Origin of the sequence: Tateyamaria sp. syn59 (assembly GCF_007995245.1) — a bacterium.
In the GTDB taxonomy this organism is placed as follows: domain Bacteria; phylum Pseudomonadota; class Alphaproteobacteria; order Rhodobacterales; family Rhodobacteraceae; genus Tateyamaria.
Genome location: NZ_VCBA01000001.1, coordinates 179,861 through 202,019 on the forward strand (window position 1 = coordinate 179,861; position 22,159 = coordinate 202,019).

20 protein-coding genes and 1 riboswitch are annotated in these 22,159 nt (G+C 62.4%); of the genes, 12 read left to right on the forward strand and 8 right to left on the reverse strand.

Annotated elements, in window-relative coordinates:
- Nucleotides 1-39: 39 nt before the first annotated feature.
- Complete coding sequence (locus FD715_RS00925; RefSeq protein ID WP_147103867.1) at nucleotides 40-435, reverse strand: hypothetical protein; 396 nt, start codon at nucleotides 433-435, stop codon at nucleotides 40-42.
- Between the two features lie 40 nt (nucleotides 436-475).
- Nucleotides 476-1,513 carry an alkane 1-monooxygenase gene (locus FD715_RS00930; protein ID WP_223274688.1) on the reverse strand — a complete coding sequence of 346 codons (1,038 nt, stop codon included), beginning with the start codon at nucleotides 1,511-1,513 and terminating at the stop codon, nucleotides 476-478.
- Between the two features lie 205 nt (nucleotides 1,514-1,718).
- Here FD715_RS00930 and FD715_RS00935 point away from each other — a divergent pair, with 205 nt between their 5' ends.
- Nucleotides 1,719-3,413 carry an NAD(P)H-dependent oxidoreductase subunit E gene (locus tag FD715_RS00935; RefSeq protein ID WP_147103870.1) on the forward strand — a complete coding sequence of 565 codons (1,695 nt, stop codon included), beginning with the start codon at nucleotides 1,719-1,721 and terminating at the stop codon, nucleotides 3,411-3,413.
- A 19-nt stretch (nucleotides 3,414-3,432) separates the two neighbouring features.
- On the opposite strand, the gene FD715_RS00940 is transcribed toward FD715_RS00935, so the two are convergent.
- Nucleotides 3,433-4,335: a lytic transglycosylase domain-containing protein gene (locus FD715_RS00940; protein ID WP_147103873.1), complete on the reverse strand. Its 903-nt coding sequence runs from the start codon at nucleotides 4,333-4,335 to the stop codon at nucleotides 3,433-3,435.
- 48 nt (nucleotides 4,336-4,383) lie between these two features.
- Between FD715_RS00940 and ftsY the strand changes: the two genes are divergently transcribed.
- From ftsY to FD715_RS00955, 3 genes are read left to right on the forward strand one after another with little or no spacing between them, the layout of a single operon-like run.
- On the forward strand, nucleotides 4,384-5,829 hold the full coding sequence (gene ftsY, locus FD715_RS00945) for a signal recognition particle-docking protein FtsY (protein ID WP_147103876.1): 1,446 nt from the start codon (nucleotides 4,384-4,386) through the stop codon (nucleotides 5,827-5,829).
- A gap of 51 nt (nucleotides 5,830-5,880) precedes the next feature.
- Nucleotides 5,881-6,783 (forward strand): EamA family transporter, encoded by a 903-nt coding sequence (locus FD715_RS00950; RefSeq protein ID WP_147103879.1) that lies wholly within the window; start codon nucleotides 5,881-5,883, stop codon nucleotides 6,781-6,783.
- A gap of 13 nt (nucleotides 6,784-6,796) precedes the next feature.
- Entirely contained in the window at nucleotides 6,797-7,417 is a 621-nt protein-coding gene (locus FD715_RS00955) for an inner membrane-spanning protein YciB (protein ID WP_147103882.1), read from the forward strand.
- Here the strand turns inward: FD715_RS00955 and FD715_RS00960 are convergent.
- The 3 genes from FD715_RS00960 to FD715_RS00970 all read right to left on the reverse strand — a co-directional run bounded on the left by FD715_RS00960 (nucleotide 7,414) and on the right by FD715_RS00970 (nucleotide 9,861).
- On the reverse strand, nucleotides 7,414-8,124 hold the full coding sequence (locus FD715_RS00960; protein ID WP_147103885.1) for a Crp/Fnr family transcriptional regulator: 711 nt from the start codon (nucleotides 8,122-8,124) through the stop codon (nucleotides 7,414-7,416). The genes FD715_RS00955 and FD715_RS00960 overlap by 4 nt on opposite strands.
- A 90-nt stretch (nucleotides 8,125-8,214) precedes the next feature.
- Complete coding sequence (locus FD715_RS00965; RefSeq protein ID WP_147105120.1) at nucleotides 8,215-8,901, reverse strand: glutathione S-transferase N-terminal domain-containing protein; 687 nt, start codon at nucleotides 8,899-8,901, stop codon at nucleotides 8,215-8,217.
- A 24-nt stretch (nucleotides 8,902-8,925) separates the two neighbouring features.
- On the reverse strand, nucleotides 8,926-9,861 hold the full coding sequence (locus FD715_RS00970) for an alpha/beta hydrolase (RefSeq protein ID WP_147103887.1): 936 nt from the start codon (nucleotides 9,859-9,861) through the stop codon (nucleotides 8,926-8,928).
- Nucleotides 9,862-9,976: 115 nt separating this feature from the next.
- Nucleotides 9,977-10,054, forward strand: a riboswitch (SAM riboswitch).
- A 72-nt stretch (nucleotides 10,055-10,126) separates the two neighbouring features.
- Here FD715_RS00970 and metZ point away from each other — a divergent pair.
- From metZ to FD715_RS00995, 5 genes are all read left to right on the forward strand, one after another.
- Entirely contained in the window at nucleotides 10,127-11,314 is a 1,188-nt protein-coding gene (gene metZ, locus FD715_RS00975; RefSeq protein WP_147103890.1) for an O-succinylhomoserine sulfhydrylase, read from the forward strand.
- A 152-nt stretch (nucleotides 11,315-11,466) separates the two neighbouring features.
- Nucleotides 11,467-12,570, forward strand: coding sequence for a GTP cyclohydrolase FolE2 (folE2, locus tag FD715_RS00980; protein ID WP_147103893.1), 1,104 nt, complete (start codon nucleotides 11,467-11,469; stop codon nucleotides 12,568-12,570).
- A gap of 182 nt (nucleotides 12,571-12,752) precedes the next feature.
- Nucleotides 12,753-12,980: a hypothetical protein gene (locus FD715_RS00985; protein WP_147103896.1), complete on the forward strand. Its 228-nt coding sequence runs from the start codon at nucleotides 12,753-12,755 to the stop codon at nucleotides 12,978-12,980.
- A 98-nt stretch (nucleotides 12,981-13,078) separates the two neighbouring features.
- Nucleotides 13,079-14,527: a TrkH family potassium uptake protein gene (locus tag FD715_RS00990; RefSeq protein WP_147103899.1), complete on the forward strand. Its 1,449-nt coding sequence runs from the start codon at nucleotides 13,079-13,081 to the stop codon at nucleotides 14,525-14,527.
- Entirely contained in the window at nucleotides 14,527-16,131 is a 1,605-nt protein-coding gene (locus FD715_RS00995) for a 5-guanidino-2-oxopentanoate decarboxylase (protein ID WP_147103902.1), read from the forward strand. Before FD715_RS00990 ends, FD715_RS00995 begins: the two co-directional genes overlap by 1 nt.
- 90 nt (nucleotides 16,132-16,221) lie before the next feature.
- Here FD715_RS00995 and FD715_RS01000 read toward each other — a convergent pair whose 3' ends face one another.
- Both FD715_RS01000 and FD715_RS01005 read right to left on the reverse strand, forming a co-directional pair.
- Nucleotides 16,222-16,494 carry a hypothetical protein gene (locus FD715_RS01000; protein WP_223274689.1) on the reverse strand — a complete coding sequence of 91 codons (273 nt, stop codon included), beginning with the start codon at nucleotides 16,492-16,494 and terminating at the stop codon, nucleotides 16,222-16,224.
- A 123-nt stretch (nucleotides 16,495-16,617) separates the two neighbouring features.
- The gene (locus tag FD715_RS01005; RefSeq protein WP_147103906.1) at nucleotides 16,618-18,354 is read right to left on the reverse strand and encodes a serine protease; all 1,737 of its coding nucleotides are present in this window, start codon (nucleotides 18,352-18,354) and stop codon (nucleotides 16,618-16,620) included.
- Nucleotides 18,355-18,530: 176 nt separating this feature from the next.
- Between FD715_RS01005 and FD715_RS01010 the strand changes: the two genes are divergently transcribed.
- From FD715_RS01010 to glyS, 3 genes are read left to right on the forward strand one after another with little or no spacing between them, the layout of a single operon-like run.
- Nucleotides 18,531-19,472, forward strand: coding sequence for a glycine--tRNA ligase subunit alpha (locus tag FD715_RS01010; RefSeq protein WP_147103909.1), 942 nt, complete (start codon nucleotides 18,531-18,533; stop codon nucleotides 19,470-19,472).
- Nucleotides 19,469-19,984, forward strand: coding sequence for a DUF6446 family protein (locus tag FD715_RS01015; protein WP_147103912.1), 516 nt, complete (start codon nucleotides 19,469-19,471; stop codon nucleotides 19,982-19,984). Before FD715_RS01010 ends, FD715_RS01015 begins: the two co-directional genes overlap by 4 nt.
- The gene (gene glyS / locus FD715_RS01020) at nucleotides 19,984-22,062 is read left to right on the forward strand and encodes a glycine--tRNA ligase subunit beta (protein ID WP_147103915.1); all 2,079 of its coding nucleotides are present in this window, start codon (nucleotides 19,984-19,986) and stop codon (nucleotides 22,060-22,062) included. The genes FD715_RS01015 and glyS overlap by 1 nt, the downstream gene beginning before the upstream one ends.
- Nucleotides 22,063-22,159: the final 97 nt, after the last annotated feature.

The following is a 22,159-nucleotide window of genomic DNA, read 5'->3' on the forward strand; positions in this document are numbered from 1 at the left end:
CAGGATGCGCCTTACGGGTAAGGCGGATCTCGATCCGCCTCAGACCCCGATCTTGGGACCGTGACAGATCATTTCCTCGCCCAGATCCTGCGCCTCGTACAACTCCGTGCTCGCCGGATCGTTGGCAAAGGTCGCGATCAACCCGCGCGGGCCTTTTTCAAAGGTCCAGCATTGCGGATCGGGCCGATCCTCGTAGACGAAACAGATCAGTTCGCCCTCCGGATACCAGCGCCCCTCCTTGCAGTCCCCATCCAGGAACGACCACGTCACGCGCCGGTTTTCGTGATAGATTTCAGCGCCATAGGCTTCGCCTGCGCGTCCGAAATACAGCGTCTTGCCAGTGACATAGGCCTCGAACTCGGCGGCACTCATGGGCTCCGACGACACAGCGCTGGCGCAAAGGGCGAAGGCGGCGATCAACATGCGAAAGAACATGCGCGCACTCTGCCAGAGGGCGCGCGCGCCCGCCAGTGCCTCAGGCTAGTTCCGGCATCAACTCGCCTTGAGGTCCGGCATCGGTCCAGCGATCGACCCGTTTGTCCATCACACGCCGCCAGAGCGGCGGCACCAGCGCCAGCACCGCCATCACAGGCAGGGAATGGGGCAGCATCGGCATCCGGTCTGCATCCAGATCAAGCTGGGGAAAGGCCGTGGCAGGGCGCGCATGATGCGCCGAATGGCGCGGTGCGTTCAGCATCATGGCCGCCGAATACCAGTGCGGCGCGTTCCACGAATGGGCCGGACCCATCGGCTCCCGCCGCCCATCGGGCAGGGTTTTCCGCACCAAACCATAATGTTGCACGTAATCCGACAGCATAAGCTGCGCCTGCGCATAAAGGCTGATCAGGATCAGCCCGATCAGCCCCGGCACCCCTCCAATCAGCAGGGCGACACCCAGGCTCGCTACCGCACCAACGCCATAGAACAGGTAAGGCAGCGGCACGGCGACACCCCCGTGCCGCTGCCGTTCCGCCCTTAGCCCGGCGCGAAAACTGCCACTCCAGGTGCGCGGCAGATAGGCCCAGAACCCTTCACCCCGCCGTGCCGTGGCCGGGTCCTTCTCGGTCGCTACGTGGATGTGGTGCACCAGCCGGTGCGCGCTGGTGTGATGGCCAAATAGGATCGAACTGTAGCACGCCGCCCCCAGCCGAAATGCCCAGTGGTCGGCCCTGTGGATCAACTCATGCGCATTAGAATTGGACACTTGTCCAAAGAACAGACCCGCCGCGATAACGATCAACCCCTTGTCGTGCAACGGAAAATCCGCCCCCATCGCCGACACGCTCAGGCCCAGCAGCACAAAGTGGGCAAGCCCCAAAACCTCCGACAACCGATGCCCCTTCGCGTCCGTCCCCCCAGCCCGCACCGGCAGCTTGTCGAGAAAGAACACCACCACCGTGATCACAAGCACCGCAACGCCGGGCCATGGCCCGCCAAACAGGCACGCCGCCGCCAGGCAAAAGCCCGGCAAAAGGCTCGCAATCGCAAAAGGCACCAGCGGTGGCAGGGTCACAGAATCGCTCCGGTTTCAGCCCACGCGGCCTCCGACACCGCGCTGGCGGGGGAGGCTAACGCCAATTTGCTGCCAAAGCGTGACCGATTGGCGGCGACATGGTGACGATAGGCGCGTCGATTGGATCGCAGGGCGTCGCTTTTGGGCTGAACGCGCCCGAAGGGCGCTGATATTCTGCGCGCAACACGCAGGCAGGAGAGGTGCAATGGCACTCGATCAATCGACCAACGGAAAAGGCGTCTGGAAATCCGGCAAGGGCAAGGGCCGCGTCCGCCCCAAAGGCCGCGCGCTCGAAGATCAAGCCTGGGACGAGGTCCGCGCGCTCCTCGGCGACCAACCCCGCCGCCGCGACCTGCTGATCGAGTTCCTGCACCTGATCCAGGACACCTACGACCACCTCTCCGCCGCCCACCTGCGCGCACTCGCCGAAGAAATGCGCCTGTCGATGGCCGAGGTCTACGAGGTCGCCACCTTCTACGCCCATTTCGACGTGGTAAAAGAAGGCGAGACGCCACCCCCAGCCCTCACAATCCGCGTCTGCGACTCGCTCAGCTGCGAACTCGCAGGCGCCCAACAACTCAAAGCCGCCCTCGAAGACGGCCTCGACCCCACCCAAGTCCGCGTCCTCCGCGCCCCCTGCATGGGCCGCTGCGACACCGCCCCCACGCTCGAACTCGGCCACAACCACATCGACCACGCCACGGTCGAAAAGGTCCAAGCCGCCATCGCCGCCGACGACACCCACGCCCACATCCCCGCCTACGAACCCCTCGACGCCTACATGGCGCAGGGCGGCTACGACGCACTCAAATCCCTCCGCGCAAACGGCAACTGGGAAGACGTCCAAGCCAAAATCAAGGAAAGCGGCCTCCGGGGCCTCGGCGGCGCAGGCTTCCCCTCCGGCACCAAATGGGGCTTCGTCCGCGCCAATGCAGGCCCCCGCTACCTCGCCGTCAACGGGGACGAGGGCGAACCGGGCACATTCAAAGACCGCTACTACCTCGAACGCACGCCGCACCTCTTCCTTGAGGGCATGCTCATCGCCGCCTGGGCGGTCGAGGCCGACACCTGCTTCATTTACATGCGCGACGAATACCCCGCCGTCCTCAAAATCCTCGCCGATGAGATCCAAAGGATCGAAGAGGCCGGCCTCGCCCCCAAAGGTTACATAGACCTCCGCCGCGGCGCAGGCGCCTATATCTGCGGCGAAGAATCCGCCATGATCGAGTCGATCGAAGGCAAACGCGGCCTCCCACGCCACCGGCCCCCATACGTGGCGCAGGTCGGCATCTTCAACCAGCCCACACTGGTCCATAACGTCGAAACGCTGCACTGGATCGCGCGGATCTGCCGCGAAGGGCCAGAGGTCCTGAACAGCACCGAGAAAAACGGGCGCACCGGCCTACGCAGCTACTCCGTCTCGGGCCGCGTCGCCAATCCGGGCGTCTACCTGCTGCCCGCAGGGTCAACAATCACCGACATCATCGAGGCCGCAGGGGGCATGGCTGACGGCCACGTGTTCAAAGCCTACCAGCCGGGCGGTCCATCCTCGGGCCTGCTCCCGGCCTCCATGAACGACATCCCTCTCGACTTCGACACCCTGCAACCGCACGGCACGTTCATCGGCTCGGCCGCCGTGGTCGTGCTGTCAGACCACGACCGCGCCCGCGACGCCGCCCTCAACATGCTGAAATTCTTCGAAGATGAAAGCTGCGGCCAATGCACTCCGTGCCGGGTGGGCTGCGAAAAGGCGGTCAAGCTGATGCAGGCGGACACATGGGATCAGGACCTGCTGGGCGAGCTCTGCACCGCCATGACCGATGCCTCCATCTGCGGTCTGGGGCAGGCGGCCCCGAACCCGATCAAGCTGACGATCCAGCACTTCGCAGACGAAATCTAAAGACCTAACAGGTCCGGTGCTACCAATTCTTGTAAACGGCGCAGGGACACCCCTGCGCCCGCACATCCTGACAAATCTTCGACACGGCACCACGGTCATTCCCCGACACACGGGCCATGTGATATCCGGGCCGCCCCTGCACCCGGTTCTTCACAAACACGATGTCGACCTTCGCATCGCCTAGCGCGCGACAGGACCGCGCCACCGCCTGCGCCTTGCGCTCCGCCGCCGCCTTGGTCGCACCAAACCCGATCTGCGCGCCCCACTTCGGGAGCGTAGGTTTGCCCGGTATCCCCTTGATCTTGCTCACCTTCCGGCTGCGCGCCATGGCAAGGCACGCGGGCATGAACGGCTTGCCCGTCTCCAGCGCAAAACCATGGGTGTCAGGCGGCGCATCCCGCCACTCCTCCGCCGTCAGGCCGGTGATGATCTGGACATAGTTGACGGTCTCCCGCGCCAGCCCGCCGCCTTCCATGAACCCGTCAGCCCGCCGCTCGCCGCCGTTATAGGCCACCGCCGCCAACCCCGCATTGCCATAGCGGCGCTGCAACTCGGCCAGATACTGCGCCGACCGCTCCATCGCCTCTGCCGGATTGTAACTGTCTGAAAAACCGCGCAGTTTCGCCGTCCCCGGCATAAACTGCGCAATCCCCTGCGCGCCCGCAGGGCTCAGCGCATTGGCATCAAACCTGCTCTCCTGCCACAAGAGCCGCGCAAAGAACCCGGCATCCAGCAGATGCCTGCGGCTCGCATCCTCGATATGCTGGCAGATATCAAACGCCGCATGTTCGGGCCGGATACAGGCCACAGGTCCCAGCGATCCGTCCGAACACAGCGTACCCGGTGACCGCGCCGCCACCGGCATCGGCAGGGCCGTCGCCACAAACAGCAGCAGAACCGCCCAGAACTCATACCTTTTCATGCCAGCGCGCTCGTATTAGGTGAGGGTCAGGTCAAGTATCGGGGCATCATGGCATTTTTCAAGAAACTCAAGGACCGGCTCTTCAAATCCTCGTCCAAGATTGACGAGGGGCTGGAGGCGATCGTCGAAGATGGCGGCGTGGAAGAGGCCGCAGCCCCGGACCCCGAGATCATACCGACACCCGACCCGACCCCAGCGCCCACACCTACGGAAATGCCCCCGCTCGCGGACCCCGTGCCCGCATCCGCGCCAGCGGAGGTGCCGCAGATTTCCGATCCGGAGCCGATGTCCGAACCGGTCGATCCACCTCTTGCACCCGAACCGGATCCGATTGTCATTCCAGAGCCAGAGCCAGAGCCAGAGCCAGAGCCAGAGCCAGAGCCAGAGCCAGAGCAAGAGCCAGAGCCAGAGCCAGAGCCAGAGCCAGAGCCAGAGCCAGAGCCAGAGCCGGAACCCACCCCGCGCCCGACCGATCTTGCCATGGAAACCCCCGCCGCAGCGGTCGAGGAACTGCCGCAGGCCGTGGACCCCGAACCGGCCACCATGGCTGCCGTCGTCAATCCCTCCGCACTGGTCGAAACAGCACCCGCACCCGACCAGCCTAAGCGGGGCCTGCTCGGTCGCCTGCTGGGCCGCCGTGACGCTGCCCCCGTCATGCGGCGCGAACTTGACGACGACATGCTGGAACAGCTTGAGGAGCTGCTCATCGCCGCCGATATGGGCGTCGACACCGCCCTCCGCGTCACCGCAAACATGGCCGAGGGGCGCATGGGCAAAAAGCTATCGGTGCAGGAAATCAAGGAACTCATGGCCCAGGAAATCGCCCGGATCATGGACCCCGTCGCCAAACCCCTGCCGCTCTATCCGCAGAAACCGCAAGTGGTGCTCGTGGTAGGCGTTAACGGTTCCGGCAAGACCACAACGATCGGCAAACTTGCCAGCCAGTTCCGCGCCGCAGGCAAATCTGTGGTGATCGCCGCAGGCGATACATTCCGTGCCGCAGCCGTCGAACAATTGCAGGTCTGGGGCGAACGGGCAGGGGTGCCCGTGCTCACCGCACCCGAAGGCACCGACCCCGCCAGCCTCGCCTTCGACGCTATGACCAAGGCTCAGGCCGACGGCGCCGACCTTCTGATGATCGACACCGCGGGCCGTCTGCAAAACCGTGGCGACCTGATGGAAGAGCTCGCCAAGATCGTCCGCGTCATCCGCAAGAAAGACGAAAGCGCCCCGCACAACACGCTGCTGGTGCTGGACGCCACAACGGGTCAGAACGCTCTGGCGCAGGTCAAGGTGTTCCAGGAGGTCTCGGATGTCTCAGGCCTCGTCATGACCAAGCTCGACGGCACGGCAAAAGGCGGTGTGCTGGTTGCGCTCGCCGACAAGTTCGGCCTGCCCATCCACGCCATCGGCGTGGGCGAGCAAATCGACGACCTCTCGCCCTTCGACCCCGAAGAGTTCGCGGCGGCGTTAACGAATTTGGAAGGTTCTTAAGTCAGCAAAATCAATGATTTGCAAAATGTCCTACGCTGGGACACCCTAGATATGACCGACTGGCTCGCAAGCATCGAAGGCACCGAAACGGGCCACACGGTAGCCCTTTATCTCGCCATTTCCGCGGCCTTCCTCCACGCCGTTTTCGGCGCCCTCCAAAAGGGCCGGCACGATCCGTGGCTGACCCGCGGCGCCATCGACGCCTCCTACGGCCTCATGGCCGCCCCCTTTGCCCTGTTCGTGGTGCCCTGGCCCGAACCCCACATGTGGCCCATCTTTGGCGTCGTTTTCCTGATCCACGTGGCCTACAAAGTCCTGCAGGCTTGGGCCTACACCAAGGGCGATTTCACCGTCGTCTACCCCGTGGTCCGCGGCACCGGCCCCCTTTTCACAGTCATCGGCGCCTACCTCCTCTTCTCCGAAACCTTCACGATCATCCAATGGCTCGGAGTGGGAGTCCTCCTAGCCGGAATCTACGGCCTCGCCCTTTACAACCTCCGCCACCTCGAAACCAACCGCGACACGCTGCCGATGGCCCTCGGCCTCGCCGTGATCACGGGGCTTTTCGTCGCCCTCTACACCACCTATGACGCCTATGGGATCCGGGCGACCGAGAATCCTTTCACCTTCCTCGCGTGGTTTTTCATGATCGACGGCATCTTCATGCCGCCCGTCGCTTACATGCGCTGGAAACGGATGAAGAACCCACCCGCATTGCCGCCGCTGATGCTCAAAGGCGTGATCGGCGGCATCGTTGCCTTCCTTTCCTTCGGCTCCATTATGATGGCGACCCGGCTGGACAAGGTGGGGGAGGCGGCGGTGCTGCGGGAAACATCCACCGTATTTGCCGCAATCATCGGTTGGCTGGTGCTGAAAGAAACGGTAGGACCGCGCAGAATTGCCCTGATGGCGCTGATCGCCGCTGGGGCTGTGATCGTCGAGATGGGCGGGTAACAAGAGGCAGAACATGGCAGAGGCACGCGAGATCAACCCCTTGCTCAAACAGGTGCTGGAACTGGGCCCGCCCTTGGTCTTTTTCCTCATCTACCTGCGGATCCGCGATGAAACCTATGAATTCGCGGGCACCGAATACTCCGGCTTCATCGTCGCCACGCTGATCTTCGTGCCCATCATGCTGACGGCAATGGGTGTCCTCTGGGCGCTGACACGACAGCTGAGCCGGATGCAGGTCTTTACCGCGTTCATGCTGATCTTCTTCGGCGCGCTCACGGCGTGGTTCAATGACGAACGGTTCTTCAAAATGAAAACCAGCATCGTCTACGGCTTCTTTGCCGTGCTGCTCGGGATCGGCCTGCTGCGCGGGCAAAGCTGGCTGGCCTATGTGCTGGCCGACGCTGTGCCCATGCGGCATGAGGGATGGATGATCCTCACCCGCAGACTATGCGCGATGTTTGCCACGCTCGCGGTTGCGAATGAGATCATTTGGCGCACCATGTCGACCGATACGTGGGTGAAGATCGAAACCTTCGGCTTTCCAATTGCTATGATCGCCTTCATCTTCCTGCAATTCGCAGCGTTGCAAGAGCACTTGATTTCCGAAGAAGACGACGAAAGCTCCAAGGCCTAGGCGCGCGCGCTACGGATCTTTTCCGCGTCATGTTGCCAATTCCCCTGACGGGGCGCGACGGCAAACGCGACCTTGAGCGCAAGATCACGCGAGATCATCGCCTCCAACGCCAGCTTGAACCGCGACTTGCGCGCGGCGCGGGCGCGCAAGTCTGCCACGTCCCATTCCAGCACCTCTGCACCCGCCTCCAGCCGGGTCGTGGCGGCGCTGGGTTGATGTGACAGATACGCCACCTCACCCACGAACAGGCGGGGCGGCATTACAAAACGCTCGCCGCGTTTCTCGATCTGGATTGCGCCGGAGATGACATAGAACAGCGACGTCATGGCCGAACCTTCGGTCGAGATGTCCCGATCCGCGTCCAGGGTGTAGCGGCGGGCGCGCACGACCAGTTCCCGGAAATCGCCGGGTGGCAGACCTTCGAACTGTGGATAGATGTCGCGATGTGCTATCGGGACGGCCAGCGGCGAGTTCCGCCAGAACAGGCTGCTCAGTCCGATCACATTGGCGACGCCCATCACGATGGAGGTATAGATTGCCTCCCAAAGCGGGACATCGGCAGCCACCGCGTAGTACCAGATATACAGCAACGTGCCGGTCAGGATCATCAGCCGCAGAATGACCTGATTGATGATCAGATAGCCCAGCGTGAACACAACACCTGCCGCCAGCACGATCCACTCTGGCGGCACCACATCGTTCAGCATTTTCGTCTTCCCGTTTCCCCGCCGCGCAGGGTGGACCGGAAGGCGCAATTTTCAAAGCACTTTTTGAGACGTCAGGCGTCAATAGTGGCGTCAGGCTTTGCGACCGAACAGGTTTTCTTGTGATGTCTTGTTCTGCTTGGCGGTCCGCAGATCGAGGTGCAGGGCATGGCCCCGCTGCACGGCTGGGCGGCTGCCCACCAGATCAAGCCAGCGGGCGAGGTTGGGTTTGTCGTCGAGGGTCTGTTCCTGTCCTTCCCACAAAGACGCCCACGGCCAGATCGCCATGTCGGCGATGGAATAGTCACCCGCGACATACTCATTCTCGGCCAGCTGCCGGTCCAGCACGCCGTAAAGCCGCGCGGTTTCACTGCGGTAGCGGTCCTTGGCATAGGGGATGTCGTGCCCCATTTGCGGTGCGTATTTCAGAAAGTGGTGTGTTTGTCCGGCCATCGGGCCGACGCCGCCCATCTGCCACATCAGCCATTGGTCGACGGCGATACGTTCCCGTTCAGTCTTACCCCCGAAGCGGCCGGTCTTTCGGGCGAGGTATTGGAGGATCGCGCCGCTTTCAAAAATCGAGATCGGTTCGGCGTCCGGCCCATCCGGGTCGGTGATTGCTGGCATCCGGTTGTTGGGCGCGATTTTCAGGAAGTCCGGCTTGAACTGATCTCCGGCGCGGATGTCGATCAAGTGAACCTTGTATGGCAGGCCGAATTCCTCAAGCGCTATGGAAACCTTCCAGCCGTTGGGCGTGGGCCAATAGTACAGGTCGATCATCATGTCCTCCGGGCAGTCCGGGGCTCATGTTGCGGTTTTCTGACCGGCGGGCAAGTAAGAGGGCAGGTGCGGCGCTGCAAAGATACGTGACCAGCGCGGTGCTGCGTGATCGGGAAGGGCATCTTGCAGGGCATCAAGAGGCACGGCATCCGCATGGCGCAGGGCGCGGGCGTAGAACCGGAGCGCGCCCGCGCGGGTGTAGCCGGACCAGTGGCAGATGCGCCGCTGCGGCGCGTCTATATGGCCCCCGAACCGGGTGAGGGCTGCGAGGGTGCGGGTGCAGTCGAGTTGAATATTGACGATATGAGGCAGGGACAGGCCGCTGCCCATAGCGCGATCCTGCGCGACATCGGGCGCAATCAGGCGTTCAAACATTAGGTCGAACAGGTCGTTTTCGCGGCTGGTGATGTTGAGCAATTCGACCGTGCGTCCCGCGACGGTCTCAAGTGCGGTTTCGGCCACGCTGGCATAGCTGGCCCCGGTGATCGCGATGATCCGCTGGAGCGCGTGGGGCGGCAGGTGGTGCAGCGCCTCAAAGATCACTTCGGAGCCCATGGAATGCGTGATGGCGTGGATGGGCCGATCTGGTGCAGTGGCGCGGAGGATGCGGATGGTCTGGGACAGCGCCACGCCCGCTGCGCGCGCCGACCGCTGCGCGCGCCACAGGTTGCCGCGTGCGCGCCAGCCGAAGGCGATCGCCAGCCCTTCATCGGCATGGCCACAGCCAAATCCCAGGGGCCGCAGCCATTGGCGGTGCGTGCTGTCCAGGTGTCGAGTGCGGCCAAAGATGCGGGCGTGCGGGCAGAACCTTGTGTCGCTGGGGTCGTATTTGAAGCCGTGGATCAGGATGATGATCGGGCCCGTACCGCGGGCCGCGTGGCGCAGGGCGGGCAGAGCAGGCACAGGAGAGCCGTGCAAAGCCAATCCGCCCGCACCGGCATTCAGTCTCAGGATGGGCATGTCCGCGCCTCCTACCACATGTTGTGGGGCTCCTATGGCGCAGGCATATGACGCGGCGATGAATTTTAGGTTACAGCACCGTGACGGTGTTGACGCTGCGATGCGGCAGGCGTACTCCCTGAAATGTGGCGATTTGTTACCGGATTGCGGGCCACGTTAAACACTTCCGCTAAAAGGTCAGGATGAAAGCCCCCCTTTCGCTTGACCCGCGTCTGGGGGTTTTTTGTGGCCTGACCCCATTCCAGGCCCGCGATGGAGACTGAACATGTCCGACACATGGAATGCGCGCACCCGTGCTGTCCACGGCGGTACCCGCCGCAGCCAGTATGGCGAGGTGAGCGAGGCGATTTTTCTGACCCAGGGGTTTGTTTACCCGACCGCCGAAGCGGCGGCGCAGCGGTTTGAAACGTTGGGTGAAGACGAGTTCATCTATGCCCGCTACGGAAACCCGACCGTGCGCATGTTCGAAGAGCGGATCGCGATGCTGGAAGGGGCCGAGGACGGCTTTGCGACCGCTTCGGGCATGGCTGCGGTGTCGGGGGCGCTGACTTCGATGCTCAAGGCTGGGGACCGGGTTGTGTCGGCCCGCGCGCTGTTCGGGTCCTGCCTGTATGTGCTGGAAGAGGTGCTGAACCGCTACGGGGTCGAGGTTGAGTTCGTGGACGGCACCGACATCGAGGCATGGCGCGCTGCGATCACGCCCGGCACCACGGCGGTGTTTTTCGAAAGCATCTCGAACCCGACACTAGAAGTCGTTGACATCCAAGCGGTGTCTGACTTGGCCCATGCGGTCGGCGCGATGGTCCTGGTCGACAACGTCTTCGCTACGCCCGTGTTCTCTGACGCCATAGCGCAGGGCGCGGACGTGGTCATTTACTCCACCACCAAACACGTGGACGGGCAGGGGCGCGCGCTGGGCGGTGTGATCCTTGGCACCCAAGAATTCATCCGCAAAACGGTCGAACCCTACATGAAGCACACGGGCGCGGCCATGTCGCCGTTCACCGCTTGGGTCATGCTCAAGGGGCTGGAAACGATGGAGCTGCGAGTGCGGGCCCAGGCGGCGTCGGCTCTGCAACTGGCCGAAGCCCTTCAGGGCCATGCGGCGCTTGCCCGCGTGATCTATCCCGGCCACCCAAGCCACGCGCAGCACGATCTGATCAGCCGCCAGATGGGCGGCGCGGGGGGCACCGTTCTGTCACTGGATCTGTCAGGTGGGCAGGATGCGGCGTTCAAGTTCCTGAACGCGCTGACGATCCCGGTTATCTCGAACAACCTGGGCGATGCGAAGTCGATTCTGACCCACCCGGCTACCACGACGCACCAGCGTTTGCCACAGGATCAGAAGGATGTCTTGGGCATCACACCGGGCCTCGTGCGCATGTCCGTGGGCATCGAACACGGCGACGATCTGGTGGCGGACATCCTGCAAGCCTTGGAAAAGGCACAATAATGCACAATGTGACCCTGCCGCGAAAAAGCGGCAGGGGCCCCATCTAAATGTCATCCATGTTGCAGGATCACACGTATCTGTAGGCAATATTGGAAAAGTGCTGCGCGGGGCATACCTCTAAGCGGCACGCAGACAGAAAGGGGGGCTACTTTATGAACATTCATACGCCCGACATCACCGCAATACCCGAGCGCGACGAGGCCGAAGCAGCACTGGAACTACTCCGCCGCTGGGCCCAAAACGCCACAACCACAGATATTATCGAGCTTGATCCGTCGGTCGCACGGCTTGTGCCGGGCAGCGATGGCGTCGATTATCCGTCCTTTGCGCGAGACTACCCGGATGAGTTCCGAGTCGATGCCGATTACAAGGACACGCTGCCAGACCTGCAAAACGGCCCATCGAGCCTGATCCGGGGCGCCAAGACGCGCATCCAGCACGTGGGCATCTCGAATTTCCGTCTGCCGCTGCGGATTGAAAGCCGCGATGGCGCGCCCCTGACGCTGGAAACCTCCGTGACCGGTACTGTCAGCCTTGAGGCGGACAAGAAGGGCATCAACATGTCCCGCATCATGCGGTCCTTCTACAAACATGCGGAAGAGACGTTTTCCTTTGGCGTGATCGAGGCGGCTCTGGACGACTACAAGGCGGACCTCGACAGCTTTGATGCGCGCATCCAGATGCGCTTTTCCATGCCTGTGCGGGTAGATAGCCTGCGCTCTGGTCTGTCGGGCTATCAGTACTACGACATTGCGCTGGAACTGGTGGAGCAGGCGGGTGTGCGCAAGCGCATCGTACACCTTGACTACGTCTATTCTTCGACGTGCCCTTGTTCGCTGGAACTGAGCGAACATGCGCGCGCCGTTCGTGGCCAGTTGGCAACTCCGCATTCGCAACGCTCGGTCGCACGGATTTCCGTGGCACTCGAAGACGATGCGGATACCATGTGGTTCGAAGACCTGATCGACGCCTGCCGCCGCGCTGTGCCGACCGAAACGCAGGTGATGGTGAAGCGCGAGGATGAACAGGCCTTTGCCGAGTTGAACGCCGCCAATCCGATCTTTGTCGAGGATGCCGCGCGGCTCTTCAGCGAACAGCTTTTGGCAGATGTGCGCATCGGCGACTTCCGCGTGGTTGCAAGCCATCAGGAAAGCCTGCACAGCCACGACGCCGTGTCGGTCCTGACTGAAGGTGAGACGTTCGAAGCGGACAGCATCGACCCGCGGATGTTCCAGACCCTGTTTCACACAGGGTAAGACGGGCGGAGAGCACATCCGACCTGCGAAATGAAAGCGCGCCTGACCCGGCGCGCTTTTTCTTTTGCGGGCACGCATGCAACCCGGCCATGCAGTATCAGCATTGGTAAGTTGCGGTAATAAAGCCTATGTATGCGTCAACGGGAGGAAACAGATTTACGCAAGATTTGCGAGGTACTCCAATGGCTTACGTCTCCCACTCGAACACTTCCATCCTGAGCAGCTTGCTGGATCGCGTCACCGCGTTCTTTGCCGCTCTTGGCCACTCCGCGGCCATGTCGGCCGCCGCCGAAAGCCGCTTTCGCCGCATCGAAGCGCTGCGCGCCAAGTCGGATGAGGAACTGGCTGCCATGAACCTGCGGCGCGAAGACATCGCGGCCTATGTGTTCCGGGACATGATGCACCTGTGACCCGTTTGCGGCGCTTCTGGCGCGTGCAAACAGACTGACCTGACGGCGCGGTTCCAGTTGCTTGACACCGCCCGCGCGGCCCGCCAACGCTGAGCGCAATGATCGACCTGCGCCCCGTTGGATATGTGATCGGCCTGCTTGTGGCCGTCCTTGGACTGGCCATGATCCTGCCGATGCTCGTCGATGTGGCGGAGGGGCGGGGACATTGGCCGGTTTTCCTTGAATGTGCCCTGATCACCGTGTTGACTGGCGGTATGATCGCGCTCAGCTGTCAGAACGGCGTGCGCGAAGGGCTGACGATCCAGCAGACCTTCCTTCTGACAACTGGCGTGTGGCTGGCGCTGCCCGTTTTTGGCGCGCTGCCGTTCTTTTTCGGCGTAACCGAGGCGCGCTATGTCGATGCGTTTTTCGAGGCGATGTCGGGCCTCACCACGACTGGTTCCACGGTACTTTCGGGGCTCGATACATTGCCCAAGGGCCTCTTGCTGTGGCGCGGCATCCTGCAATGGCTTGGCGGCATTGGCATCATCGTTGTCGCCATGGTGTTCCTGCCCGAACTGCGGGTGGGGGGTATGCAGATCTTCCGCACCGAAGCCTTTGACACGATGGGGAAAATCCTGCCCCGCGCCACAGAGATCGCGAGCCGCATCTCGGTGATCTATGTTGCCCTCACGCTGATCTGCGCCTTGTGCTACATCGCGGCGGGCATGAACGCCTTTGACGCGACGGTCCACGCGATGACAACCATCGCGACAGGCGGGTTCGCAAATTACGACGCCTCCTTTGGCGCGTTTGGTCCGGCGCCGTCCTATGTTGCGACCGTGTTCATGATCCTGGCCGCCTTGCCTTTTGTCCGCTTTGTCCAACTCAGCGCAGGTACAGCGCAGCCACTGCTGCAAGACCGGCAGATACACGTCTTCCTGATCACCGCCTTCACCATTGTCGCTCTCATCGCGGGCTGGAACCTCTGGCAACAGAACGCCGTGAACGAGGGGGCGGTGCGCACCGCCCTGTTCAATACGGTGTCGCTGATGACGGGCACCGGTTACGCGAACGCAGATTACGGCCAATGGGGCAGCTTTGCCGTCGCCGTCCTGTTCTTCACTGGCCTTATCGGCGGCTGCGCTGGCTCGACCGCGTGCTCGATCAAAGTATTTCGCTACCAACTCCTGTTTGCCTCGATCAAGGCGCAACTTCAAAAAACCCGCAGCCCTCACGGTATCTTCACGCCACGCTATGCGGGCCGACCAGTGGGCGAGGATGTCCTGAACTCAGTCATGTCCTTCTTCATGTTCTTCGTCGTGACACTTGGTGTGCTGTCCGTGGCCCTCGCCATGACAGGGCTCGACTTCGTTACGTCGCTGTCGGGCGCCGCAACAGCGCTCGCCAATATCGGCCCCGGCTTCGGCGACCAGATCGGCCCGTCGGGCAACTTCGCGGGCCTCAACGACACCGCCAAATGGCTGTTGGCCGCCGCCATGCTGATCGGACGGCTGGAGCTGATGGCCGTGTATGTGATGTTCACCATTCACTTCTGGAGAGCGTGATGACGCAAACTCGCCCGCTCGGCGCACAGATCTCCCACATGCTCAAGGACCGCGGGGTCGACGTGATCTTTGGTATTCCCGGCGTGCACAATCAGGAAATGTACCGTGGGATCGAAGAGGCGGGGATCACCCACGTGCTGGCACGGCACGAACAAGGAGCAGGCTTCATGGCCGACGGCTATGCGCGGGCGACGGGTAAGCCGGGGGTGGCTTATGTAATCACGGGGCCGGGGCTGACGAACATCATGACGCCGATGGGACAGGCCTACAGCGACAGCGTGCCCATGCTGGTGATTTCAAGCTGCCTCGATGAAACGGCTTCGACCAACGGCCAGCTGCACCAGATGAAGGATCAGCGCGCGGCGGCGGAAACCGTATGTGACTGGTCGGAAGAGGCGCGGACGGCACAAGCCGCCTATGCCCTTATTGATCGGGCGCTGATGGAGTTCGACACCAGGCGTGCCCGACCCAAACACGTGCAAGTGCCGATCCATCTGCTCGAAGCGGACGCTGCAGCGCCACCCCCTGTCGCCAATCAGGAACTTGCAGGCGACATGAAACGCGACGAACTTGCCGTGTCGCGGATCGTGGATGTGCTCAAGTCAGCACAGAAACCGGTTATGGTTCTGGGGGGCGGCGCCACAACAGGCGCGTCGCTCTACCCCAAACTGGCCGAAGCGGTGGGCGCAGCCGTCTTCACGAGCTATGCGGGCCGTGGGATTATGCCGCCCAGGCATCCGCTGTACTTTGGCGCATCGTTGGCCCGACCGGAGTCAGCGCGCGTACTGAACAGTGCCGATCTGGTGCTGGTCGTAGGGTGCGAGTTGGCCGAAGTCGACATGTGGCGCGCCGAACTTGGCAGCGATGCGCCTGTCATCCGCCTCGACATTGATCCGGTTGTCCTGGCGACGCATCAGCGGACACAAGATCGCGTCATACTCGGTGAGGCCTATGAAATCATGAGAGCGGTCCTGGACGATGCGGCGGGGCATGTGCCAGCGACTGGATGGAAACCCGAAGACATCGCGCAGACCCGCGACCACTGGCGCGCTGAGGTTGATGCCGAACGTCCCGGCATCGTTCCCGTCTGCGACGCCCTGCGCGATTGCCTGCCCGACGGCACGATGATCTATTCTGACATGACCCAGTTTGCCTACACCGCGAAAGAGGTTTGGGACATGGACCGCCCCGGCTATTGGCACCACCCCACGGGCTTCGGCACCCTCGGCTACGCGACCCCAGCCGCCATCGGCGGTGCGGTCGCGCGCAAGGGCAAGCCAACCATGGCCATCATCGGCGACTACGGCTTTCACTACACCATGCAGGAACTCGGCGTCGCCGTCGAACTGGGCCTGCCGCTGCCGATCATCCTGTGGGACAACGGCAAACTGAAAGAGATCGAGGAAAGCATGGTCCGCGCCCAGATCGCGCCAAATGCCATCGTCGCCCGCAATCCCGACTTCTGCAAACTGGCCGAAGCCTTCGGCGCCAACGCCGCCGCACCCAAGACGCTGTCAGAGATGCAAACCACCGTCCGCACCGCGTTCGACGCAGACGGCCCGACGCTGATCTATCTCACGCCCGAGATCAGCCAGACGACCTGATCTTCTTCTCTTTTGAAAAATACGGCGGGAGTTTGGGGGCAGCGCCCCCATTTCACTCAGAAATCATGTCGCCGACAGGCGGCTTTTGGATCACATCTTGGATCCTTGCGCACGGTAGACACCGCCCCAGGTGTTGCCGGCGATGTACGATGGGCAGCCTTTCTTGCGGGTGTTGACGATCAGAAACCACATCGTCTCGCCGGGACGGCCCGCGCGACTGTATTCGCAACCGAGGGGATGGGTCCACCACTGGCCCTGGTGGGACGCGGGTGGCTTTGCGACGGCGGTTGCTGCTGTAGCTTCAACAGCAGGCCCGATAAGAAAGGCGGCGGCCGCCGCAGTAGAGATAAGGGTTTTGAACATGACACACTCCGTTCACTGAAAAAGGATCAGCGCCCCCACGCCTCGCCCTGACAGTGAGCTTTCGTGCGTTAACGCGGCACTAACAGCGCGTGTCGAAATGTTGTTGATTTTAACGAATGGCGGTCAGTCCCAGCAACTGACGAGAACGGTCATACCGGTCGCCGCATCCGACAGATCAACCGGATCAATGGGTGTGGTGCTGTTGGTGCCCGCAGCGGCCATGCCAGCCTGCGACAGCACGTCCTGCAGCACCGCCCGATCAAGGGCAAAGCGCACGCCGTCCGGCAACGCACGCCCGGTCTGTGCATCGGGCAGAAGCATGCCAAGCACGCCGCCGCCTGCATCTAGAACCGGGCCGCCCGCATCGCCGGGCAGCGTATTCATCGCCAGCCGCGACAGGTCAGGCTCACCATTTAGACCGCGTACATCGCTGAGCGTGCCGAAGGTCATGGATGGCGCGCCAAGAACGCCCTCAAAGCTGAAACCAGCCGCGGCGACTTCCGATTGCAGGCGCGGCTGCGCTTCGGAGAAGCGCGCTACTGTTCGGGGCGCCAGGGCTGTTTCAGGCTTCAGCACCGCCACACCCCGCGCGTCGTCCAGCACTGAGACCTCCGCCTCGATGTCTGAATCAAGGGTGACGCGGGTGCAGCTGTCAACTGCTTCTGCCGTGGTCAGGACGGTCCCGCGCCGATCCACGAAAAAGCCCGAGCGCGAGAGCCGTGGCTTGCGGATTTCCAAGCCCGAGACAAGGTCGATGGCCTGCTCCGAGGTGCCAGCGCTGGCCGGAATGACCCCGTCGATCCGGGCAAAGCTCTGCTCCATCTCCTCGATCAAACGCGTGCGTCGCTCTTCGTCACCGGCGGGCCAGACAACGGTAAAGCCTTTGATCTGCCCATTTTCAAGCGCCACGCGGGTCTCGGAAACGCGCGTTGCGTCTTTACCCACCAGCGTGAACGACCGGTCCTTGCGCTCGCGCGGCCCGTCCAGGGGGACGATGTCCAGCGTCTGCATGATGTCATAGAGACCAAACAGCGTTGTCTGATCGCCCTCCTGGCTGATCAACAAAACAGTCGCCTCGATATCGCTCGTGGCCGTGTAATGCGCAAACGGATACTCATACTTCTCAAAGGACACGACATCCGTGGGTATCAGCATCTCGATCCCGGCGGTCTCGTCCCGCACGACATCCAAACCCAGCCCGTCCAGCACGGAATTGTAGTCCTGCAAGAGCACCGCGCGCTGGCTTGTGGTCAGAATTCCGGTGGCCTCAAAGCCCTTGCGCTCTTGCCACTGAGCCATCGCATTGCGTGTGCCACGGCCAAAGGCGCCGTCGATGGCCCCCTGATAAGTGCCTGCCCATTGCAGGGCGATTTGCAGGTCTTCGCGCTCGGCGCGGCTCAGTTGCCGCTCACTGCGCTGTGCCTGTGCCGGCGTTTCGTCGGCGGGTGCGGGGGCTGGTGCTTCCACCGTGGGGGTCGGCGCCGCAGGTGTGGCGGGCAGTGGCGCATCGACGACACCACGGTTCAGAACATTCGCCCCGACGGGCCAGAACTGCTGCCGGAAGGCAGAACTGAGCGCGATGTAGCTGTCGCGGGGGATCACACCTTCGGACCGATAGACACGCAGCACTTGCTGCGCATCGGACCGCGCATAGGGGCCAAGCGCGATGCCGTACCAGCCACCACCAAGCGCAAAACCATTCACATCCGGCAGTTCGGCGGCGTAGGCGCGCGCGCGGTCCGTGGCCGCCGTCAGGTTCGGCTGCGCTTCGATCTGGATCCAGACGGGATCTTCCTGAGCCGCCGCCCCGGCAACCGATGCAAGCATCACCACCCACGCCAGAATCACACGCTTTAACATCCGCCCATATCCCCTTGGTTGGTCTTGGTGCCATTCTTGTACTGCGGCGCAGATTAAGCAGGAATTCGCCACAATGGAAATGGTGGAATACCCGCAAAAAGCCTCCTCGCGCGCAATTGACCATTCGGGGGGCGGGCCGTAGGTAAGGCACGCAGAATTAACCGATGGCAGCCCCCATGTCCGACACCGTGACCACGCCTAAATCCTTTCAGGAGATCATCCTGCGCCTGCAAAATTACTGGGCGGCAAAGGGCTGCGCCGTGCTGCAACCCTACGACATGGAAGTCGGGGCAGGGACGTTCCACCCGGCCACCACGCTGCGTAGCCTCGGCACCCAGCCCTGGGCCGCCGCCTATGTCCAACCCTCGCGCCGTCCCACCGATGGGCGCTATGGCGAGAACCCCAACCGGCTCCAGCACTACTACCAGTACCAGGTGCTGATCAAACCCAGCCCGCCGGACCTGCAGGACCTCTACCTCGGCTCCCTGCGTGCCATCGGCATCGACATGGACCTGCACGACATCCGCTTTGTCGAGGACGACTGGGAAAGCCCCACGCTCGGCGCCTGGGGTCTCGGGTGGGAGGTCTGGTGCGACGGCATGGAAGTGTCGCAATTCACCTATTTTCAACAGGTTGGCGGCCATGACTGCCACCCGGTGTCCGGGGAGTTGACCTACGGCCTCGAACGGCTGGCGATGTATATCCTCGGTGTCGATCACGTCATGGACATGCCGTTCAACGACCCGCAAACGCCCATCGCGCTGACTTACGGCGACATCTTCAAGCAGACCGAAGAGGAATACGCTCGCTGGAACTTCGACACCGCGAACACCGAGGTACTGCTCGATCACTTCGTCGAGGCCGAAAACGAGTGCAAGGCGATCCTTGCCGCCGAACACGACGACCCCAAGACGGGCAAGCGCATCATCATGGCTCACCCGGCCTATGACCAGTGCATCAAGGCGTCCCACATCTTCAACCTGCTCGACGCAAGGGGCGTGATCTCGGTTACCGAACGGCAAGCCTATATCGGCCGCGTCCGTGCACTGGCCAAGCAATGCGCCGACGCCTTCGTCCAGACCCGCGCCGGCGGCTGGCAGCCCGAGGACGCAGCGTGAGCGGAAAAATCATTGGAATTGTCATCGTGCTGAGTGGGATCATCGCGGGCGCGGCCCTCTACTACCTGCAAGTCTATGGCTTCTACGACGAGGTGGTCGAGGCGGACGTCCAGCTCGTCTCGGTCGTCACGGACGCACCTGAACCCATCCCCTTCGACAACTTCCAAGCCATTGACGCCGACAGTTCGCCCATCCGCTACCGGGCCTGCTTTACCACCGACATGTCGCTGGCACTCCTAACGGAAACCTACGTGGGGCTCGACGACGCCACCCCCCGCAACGCGCCAGGCTGGTTCGACTGCTTCGACGCCGCCGCCATCGCCGCCGAGCTTGACGCAGGCACGGCGCTCCCCTTTCTGGGCCAGAAAAACGTCGATTTCGGCGTCGACCGCATCGTCGCCATCACCGAAGACGGCCGCGGCTATGTCTGGCACGAACTCAACGATTGCGGCGAAAAAGCCTATGACGGGACCATCGTCGGCGAAGAATGCCCGGAACGAGAAACGAACTAATGCCTGACCTCCTGATCGAACTCTTCTCCGAAGAAATCCCAGCGCGCATGCAGAAACGCGCGGGCGAAGACCTGCAAAAACTGGTCACGAACGGTTTGGTCGAGGCGGGTCTGACCTACGCCTCCGCCGCCGCCTTTACTACGCCCCGCCGCCTGACACTGACGGTCGAGGGGCTGCTGACCGAAAGCCCCTCCACCCGCGAAGAGCGTAAGGGCCCCAAGGCAGACGCGCCCGAAAAGGCGATCGAAGGGTTCCTGCGCGGCGCGGGCCTGACCCGCGATCAGGTCGAGGAGCGCGAAACACCCAAGGGCAACGTCCTTTTCGCCGTGATCGAAAAACCCGGTCGCCCGGCTGCTGAGATCATTGCCGAGGTGCTGTCCCAAACCGTCCGCACCTTCCCCTGGCCCAAATCCATGCGCTGGGGGTCGGGGTCGCTCAAATGGGTGCGCCCGCTGCACTCGATCCTCTGCATCCTGACCGACGAGGCCGGGACCGAAGTGGTGCCGGGAGAGGTTGACGGCATCGCCTTCACCGACACGACCGAAGGCCACCGCTTCATGGCGCCAGGCCGCTTTTCTGTAACCTCTTTCGAGGATTACGAGAAGAAGCTCAAGCGCGCTCATGTGGTGCTGAACGCCGCTGACCGGTCTGAGGCCATCTGGCACGACGCCACCAACGCGGCCTTCGCCAGCGGCCTCGAAGTGGTCGAGGACAAGGGCCTCTTGGCGGAGGTTGCGGGCCTCGTCGAATGGCCCGTGGTCTTGATGGGCAAGATCGGCGACGACTTCCTCGACCTGCCGCCCGAGGTGCTGCAAACCTCGATGAAGGAGCATCAGAAGTTCTTTTCCGTCCGCAATCCCAAAACGGGCCGCATCGAACGTTTCATCACCGTCGCCAACCGCGAAACGGCAGACAACGGCGCGACGATCCTCGCAGGCAACGAAAAGGTGCTGAGCGCCCGGCTGGCCGACGCCAAGTTCTTCTGGGAAAACGACCTGCGCGTCGCCAAGTCCGACATGAGCGTTTGGACGCAAGCCCTTGAAAATGTGACGTTCCACAACAAACTGGGCAGCCAAGCCGACCGCATTAACCGCATCGCTGCACTGGCCAAGGAACTGGCCCCCATCGTCGGCGCCGATGAGGCCCAAGCCGAAGAGGCCGCCCGCCTGGCCAAAGCCGACCTCAGCTCCGAAATGGTCTACGAATTCCCAGAACTTCAAGGGCTTATGGGGCGGTATTACATCACAGCCTCTGGCCGGAACACGGCTATGGCTGCTGCTGCAGAAGAGCACTACTCGCCGCTAGGGCCGTCCGACGATGTGCCCACCGCGCCGGTGTCGGTCGCGGTAGCATTGGCGGACAAGCTGGACACGCTGACGGGTTTCTGGGCGATTGATGAGAAGCCGACCGGGTCAAAGGATCCGTTTGCACTTCGGCGCGCGGCGTTAGGGATTATACGACTAGTTCTCGACAACAACTTGAGCGCTGATTTGCTCGGATTATGCCGAAAGCATATGCAGACGTTTGAAGGTTTCGAACAGGAAAAGCCGTTTGACTTGCTCGGCTTCACGCATGATCGCCTCAAGGTTCTTCTGCGAGATCAAGAGATCAGACACGATATTGTGGATGCAATTCTTGCAATGAAGAAAGGCAACAACGACCTGAAATTTGTGGTTGATCGCGCCCGCGCCCTCTCCGAAACCCTCGCCACCGACGATGGCGAAAATCTGATCCAGGGCTTCAAACGCGCCAACAACATCCTCACGCAAGCCGAGGATGCAGACGGCGTCGAATACTCTTACGGCGCCGACATTAAATTCGCCGAGGAAGCTGAAGAAAAGGCGCTTTTCGAAGCGCTGGACGCCGCCGAAGCCAAAATCGCCCCGGCGATGGAGGCACAGGATTTCGCATCGGCCATGCAGGCCATGGCCACCCTGCGCGGCCCCATCGACGCCTTCTTCGAAGCGGTGCAGATCAACGCGGACAACCAGACCGTCCGTCGCAACCGGCTCAACCTGCTCAGCCGCATCCGCACCCTGTGCCTATCCGTCGCGGACCTCACCAAGATCGAGGGCTAACACCTTCTTCTGACTGAAAATACGACTGGGGTGAGGGCGCAGCCCGAGGGGGCTGGCCCCTTCATAGCGCCTAAACATCTGCACTGACGCTCAAAAT